The sequence below is a fragment of the Mesorhizobium sp. M7A.F.Ca.AU.002.02.1.1 genome, from assembly GCF_003998535.1.
GTDB lineage: Bacteria > Pseudomonadota > Alphaproteobacteria > Rhizobiales > Rhizobiaceae > Mesorhizobium > Mesorhizobium ciceri.
In genome coordinates this window covers 1-1,503 of the sequence record NZ_RZPB01001107.1, presented here as the reverse complement: position 1 = coordinate 1,503, position 1,503 = coordinate 1, and the positions used below count along the sequence as shown (strand labels likewise).

Sequence of the window (1,503 nt, the reverse complement as noted above, 5' to 3'; positions counted from 1 at the left end):
CCTGACCCCGCTTCTGACCAATGGCGGCGGCCAGGGCTTTTGCATCAACCTGTCGGTTGATACCGGCTCGGTGGACCTGATGCGGCTCTGCCGCAAGCTCGGCGTGCTCTACATCGACACCGTCGTCGAGCCGTGGCTCGGCTTCTATTTCGACGCCAAGGCCGATAACGCCAGCCGCACCAATTACGCGCTGCGCGAGTCGCTGCTCAAGGAAAAGCACGACAAGCCCGGCGGCGCCACGGCGGTCTCCACCTGCGGCGCCAATCCAGGCATGGTCTCGTGGTTCGTCAAGCAGGCGTTGGTCAATCTCGCCACCGATCTTGGCCTGGAGTTCTCGGAGCCCGCGCAGGACGATCGCGAGGGCTGGGCCAAGCTGATGAAGAAGGCCGGCGTCAAGGGCATCCACATCGCCGAACGCGACACCCAGCGCACCAAGAAGCCGAAACCGATGGATGTGTTCTGGAACACATGGTCGGTCGAAGGCTTCATCTCCGAGGGCCTGCAGCCCGCGGAACTTGGCTGGGGCACACACGAGACATGGATGCCGAAGAACGCCAAGAAGCACAAGCACGGCTCGAAGGCAGCCATCTACCTGGAGCAGCCGGGCGCCAACACGCGCGTGCGCTCGTGGTGCCCGACGCCCGGCGCGCAATACGGCCTGCTGGTGACGCATAACGAGGCGATCTCTATCGCCGATTTCTTCACCGTGCGTTCGAAGAAGGGCAAGGTGCATTACCGCCCGACCTGCCACTATGCCTATCATCCCTGCAACGACGCGATGCTGTCGCTTGACGAGATGTTCGGCGCCGCCGGCAAGCCTCAGCCGGTGCATCATGTGCTCGACGAGAACGAGTTGATCGACGGCGTCGACGAACTCGGCGTGCTGCTCTACGGCCACGACAAGAATGCCTACTGGTACGGCTCGCAGCTGTCGCTCGCCGAGGCGCGCAAGCTGGCCCCCTACCAGAATGCCACCGGCATGCAGGTCACCTCGGCGGTGCTCTCGGGCATGGTCTGGGCGCTGGAGAATCCCGAGGCCGGCATCGTCGAAGCCGACGAGATGGACTACAGGCGGTGCCTGGAAGTGCAGTCCCAGTATCTCGGACCGGTCAAGGGCTACTACACCGACTGGACGCCGCTCGATAACCGTCCCGGCCTGTTCCCGGAAGACCTCGACCGGAACGACCCGTGGCAGTTCCGCAACATCCTTGTGCGATAGCAGCACCGCCCACCTGCCTCACTGCCTTGCAATCGCCCGGAAATCGGGCGATTGAAGGGATGCGGACCATAGCGATACGTATTCATCTGGACGCACGTCGCTCTGGAAACTTGGATGCACGCCTCGTGCTTGTCGAAAATCGATTTCCGATTTTTGGGCCGAAGCGAGAGGAGAGGATTTTCACATGATCATTGCGCGCAAAATTCTTTCGATGAGCGTGGCGGGTGCCATTGCGGCGATGCTCGCCGCCTGTGCGACCAGCGGCCCCGATCAACCGCCGATGG

The 1,503-nt window shown here is 62.7% G+C and carries 1 protein-coding gene; it reads left to right on the top strand.

What is annotated here, in order from left to right; translation table 11 throughout:
- On the top strand, window positions 1-1,219 hold a 1,219-nt coding region (locus EN879_RS35500), incomplete at its 5' end, for a homospermidine synthase (RefSeq protein ID WP_127274695.1).
- Window positions 1,220-1,503: the final 284 nt, after the last annotated feature.